General features: G+C 31.6%; 4 protein-coding genes. 1 reads left to right on the top strand and 3 read right to left on the bottom strand.

The window, feature by feature from the left end:
* Positions 1–159: 159 nt before the first annotated feature.
* The 3 genes from ACFQU8_RS09785 to ACFQU8_RS09775 form a co-directional block, all read right to left on the bottom strand.
* Positions 160–1,626 (bottom strand): PH domain-containing protein, encoded by a 1,467-nt coding sequence (locus tag ACFQU8_RS09785; protein WP_382359287.1) that lies wholly within the window; start codon positions 1,624–1,626, stop codon positions 160–162.
* A gap of 26 nt (positions 1,627–1,652) precedes the next feature.
* Positions 1,653–2,156, bottom strand: coding sequence for a PH domain-containing protein (locus tag ACFQU8_RS09780; protein ID WP_382359284.1), 504 nt, complete (start codon positions 2,154–2,156; stop codon positions 1,653–1,655).
* 436 nt (positions 2,157–2,592) lie between these two features.
* Positions 2,593–3,141 carry a DUF5412 family protein gene (locus ACFQU8_RS09775; protein WP_382359281.1) on the bottom strand — a complete coding sequence of 183 codons (549 nt, stop codon included), beginning with the start codon at positions 3,139–3,141 and terminating at the stop codon, positions 2,593–2,595.
* Between the two features lie 267 nt (positions 3,142–3,408).
* On the opposite strand from ACFQU8_RS09775, the gene ACFQU8_RS09770 reads away from it, so the two are divergent.
* Positions 3,409–3,942 (top strand): hypothetical protein, encoded by a 534-nt coding sequence (locus tag ACFQU8_RS09770; RefSeq protein ID WP_382359279.1) that lies wholly within the window; start codon positions 3,409–3,411, stop codon positions 3,940–3,942.
* Positions 3,943–4,029: the final 87 nt, after the last annotated feature.

Below are 4,029 nucleotides of genomic sequence, written 5' to 3'. Positions count from 1 at the left end.
CATTCCCATCCTTGATTGTAAAGTTGGGATTGTCCGATAGCTAATCCCCTGCATTTCACGCTTCAAAACGCTTATAGCAGAACTTGTCGAGCGGCGCCCGATTGCGGTAAGAATTGTGGTATGAATCATCAAACAATCGGTTCTGCTTTATTCGATAATTCAACAATAGTATTCTCTTTGTTTAAAATCGATATCTTGATTTGCATACCACTGATAATATTGTAGAGCCACATCTTTTGGAATATCAGATATTTTAGCTAATTTGATTGGACTAGCACGTGTTGAAATTTGAACAGAGGCAAGACCCAATTTTTGTTGTAGCAAGGACTCCGTAATTTTAAGTTCTTCGATCTTTGTTCGTTTGGTTACAAATAATCTTGTTAAAAAACCTCCCCTTTGAAATTGAATGAAAGGAGGATTGAGTTTATATTTACTTTGGAAGCTACTTATTAATTGTGAAGTGATAACAATAACAAACAAAGATAATGCTATATACCAGAGTTCTGGCCAAAAACTGATAATTACTGCCGGTCCTGCTATCCACAAATAACTAGAACGTACTAGTTTCATGAAAATAGCTTTTCGAGGAATACTTATCATTTCTAATTCAACAGTAAATTCCGGCAATATCTCTGAAATTAATAACGTTGCCCTATCTTTCTTTATAAATGGAAACAGGGTATTTGAAGTTTTCATTTCCTCTTCATCCATATCACTTACACTAACCATTTTAACTCTCACAAAGCGAAAAGCCCTCTGAATAAAAGTTGCATGTAAATTTATTGCTTGTACTTTTTCTTTTGGAATTGAAAACTCAGTTGTATTGAATAAACCTTTTTGAATAAAAATCCGATTTAAATCGGAGGAGACTGTAAAATTCCGATATTGTAAATAGGTTTTTGAGATTCCATAAACTAGCGATAATGCCAAAAGGGCAACAATCCCGAGTAAAGTTAACGGCCATGACTGCTGGAAAAAGGAAATAACGGCATTAATGTAATTGTCTACTGAAATATAATTTGCTATCTCAGCATAAACAGAATAAATTACCGCGATAAAAATTATAAATCTTAGTGATATAATTGAAGCAATAAACATTTCTTTCGATGTTATCTTATAATGATTTTCTTTAAAAGAATGCTTTGATGTAGGGTCTGCGGGTATTTGTTCATTCTGTTCACTTTTATTCTTAAGAGAGTCAAATTGATCTAAAAATGCCTGTATTCGTGTAGCTTCTTCATTAGATATTGCTTTGAGTTTGATGGAAGAATCATTTATACTAGAACCGGCGTTTATCAAAAGTGTTGTAAGACCAAAAACCCGATAAAAAACAGTTGTTTTTCTGTTAATGCCTTGAATATAATCTAACGGTATAAAACGTTTCTTTTTGATAAAGCGACCTTCATTAATACATATTTCATTATCAGTGAAAAAGTACTCAAAGTGTCTCCAATCAAGAATAATTGATATTGGTTTATAAACTAAATAGAAAATCATCACTGCTATTCCAAGTTTGGCATAAATGGAATCAAAATTAATACCTATAATCACAATAAAGAAAACAACAATAAGAATTAATTCTTTTATGGAACTGATAAAAGAAAACAGCATCCATAACGGATGCATTCGCTTAAATGATTGGTTCAACGCATTCAAGTCCTCTCATTATTTGTTCGCTCGTTAATACCTGATAAAAAGGCAATATACTCTCGTAATTCCGTTGCTTTTTCTTTAGAAACAGCAGGTATCTCATGTACATAAGCCATCGTACCGATCTTCACTGTAGATAAACCATATTTTTTTAAAAGTGGTCCCTGACTCGTATTTACATACTGCACTTTCACTATTGGAATAATTAAATGATTTTTAAATATAAATCCACCATGTTTTAATTGAATATAGTGTCTTTCGATTTCATAACGCCATGTTCGCTGTTTATAAATAGGAATACAAAATATTTCAAATGCAGAGGAAATAGTCGATATAATAATAACAGCGTAAATAGCAAGCTTTATCCAATTTGGCCAACCGTAATAATGTTGCAAAAACAAAAAAACACCTAGTAACAAAAGACTTACAAAGTACATAATTATATTGCTCAATCGCCACATTTTCACAGCATTTATCGAAATTCTTTGTTGTGGTTCTTTCATCATGGCATGCTCTCCTCCTCCCTCAATAACTTGATGTTTTCTTGAAATTCCTTTTATAAGTTTTTTATCAATTTAAAAAATGCGTACAACAATTATAACTCTATAAATAACACAATTAAGTTATTTAAAATTTTTATTGTTTTTTATTTTAACATATAAAAAGTGAAAATACCCACAATTGAGGGAGTGAAACATTCCTTCAGTTGTTAGAATTTTAATATTAACTATAAGAAACACACTGATTCAAACCGAAATTTTAGCATAACTAATGGATAGCAAAATAACATAATGACAATAAATATTGTCATTACGTTAAAAACGCCGTTAATTTATATGCTAAAATGACTGCTATTACATCTAAAACACTAATATGACAACAAAAATAAGCACACCAATTGATCGTTTATTGTTAATTTAGATTTTCTCCACAGTAAGTGAACTACTTATAATAACCATACGTTTCTCCCTTATCTAAGTTCAAGGAATGATTGTTAATAGAAACTTTATAATCATTCTCCCAGTTAACGTCAACATTTTCTATGCCTTCCTGGAAATAAATTCTTTTCTTAAACCAAAGTGGTCCATTTATTTCGCCCCTTACGCCAAATGAACCTGTTGCACCTGCATCAAAATAATAAAAGTCAATCATATAACTATCATCAGGGGAACTTACTGACTTTATATCTTCATTCACTGCTAATGATGAAAAAAAGGCTGTAAATGACATCACTAGAAAAAGTGCCAAAGCTGTCAATGGTGACAGGATTACGGTTAACCAGCTGCGCGTTTTAGTGCGCCAGTTTCTTTTATCTTTAAAACCAATAATTCCTAAAATAAAGGCAGCCAAACTTATTAGAAGTAAAACATAATTCGGTGGTGCAATTAACCAACTGATGTTGGAGTTAATATTAGAATATAATGAGTAAACTGCTACTCCTGCACAAATAAGGATTAAATAAAATGACCATAAATTATAGCTCTTACCCACAAAACCACACTCCAGACACTTAAAAATTTTTTAATGAATTACTTTTCTTTTGTCTTCCACATATATAAGTTGTAGAATAACTGTCCCGCTTACTGCGTATATTTTAGCATAAATATCTCGGCATCTTCGAAATAATTCCCTGATTAATTTTAATTATTCAAAAATTAATATACAGAATAATGGTGAAAATCATAAGTGTTTTAACAATTAAAATGATGTACAATAGCAAGGGACATAAATTTATGTCCTGAAAGTGGGGAAATTTATATGAGCACAAAGCGTAAAAAAGTTATTTGGGGGACAGGAATTGGTGGATTTGTTGCCCTCATTATAATTTTTATTTCTATAATGACTTGGTACTATCCATTCTCGCCTTTTAGCATCGGTAAGAGTTACTCATACACGCCCGAGCAGGAAAAGCATAACGGTAAAACCTATGAAGAAGAGGTTGACGAATTTAAAAGTTCTTATGAAGAAAAATTTCCAGAGTTGGCAACAAGTAATGAAACCGTCGATAATACCCGATTTATTTTGCCTATCTTTGAACAAAATTGGCTAACTGATACCGAGCAAATGACGCCAGATAAACTGGATACAATAGCTTTTAAAGTGAAACAGACTAAACAACAACTGCTGGAACTTATTGTTAGTTCGGATTATACAAAAGCTCAAAAAGAAAAATTAGTCACTAATATAAATAGTTTCACAGAATTAGAAGAAAAGATTAGAAGAGTTAAGAATAACAAATATTATTCAAGAAGTGAATTAGATAATATGCTTGACCAAAGGGGGCGTCAATAATTTTGTGTAAATGACCCTATCCCTTTTGAATTTAGTTAGCCAGTGTTTTAGTCGTTTAAACTTGTTCCTCCAGCGATTCAAACATCT

This window comes from Lentibacillus kimchii, assembly GCF_042666895.1.
Lineage (GTDB): Bacteria > Bacillota > Bacilli > Bacillales > Amphibacillaceae > Lentibacillus > Lentibacillus kimchii.
This window is presented reverse-complemented; position numbering and strand designations above follow the sequence as displayed.

What these genes read in the sequence shown, in the direction of transcription:
- ACFQU8_RS09785 (WP_382359287.1), bottom strand. Translation starts at nt 1,626, where the DNA reads ATGCATCCGTTATGGATGCTGTTTTCTTTTATCAGTTCCATAAAAGAA.
- ACFQU8_RS09780 (WP_382359284.1), bottom strand. Translation starts at nt 2,156, where the DNA reads ATGATGAAAGAACCACAACAAAGAATTTCGATAAATGCTGTGAAAATG.
- ACFQU8_RS09770 (WP_382359279.1), top strand. Translation starts at nt 3,409, where the DNA reads ATGAGCACAAAGCGTAAAAAAGTTATTTGGGGGACAGGAATTGGTGGA.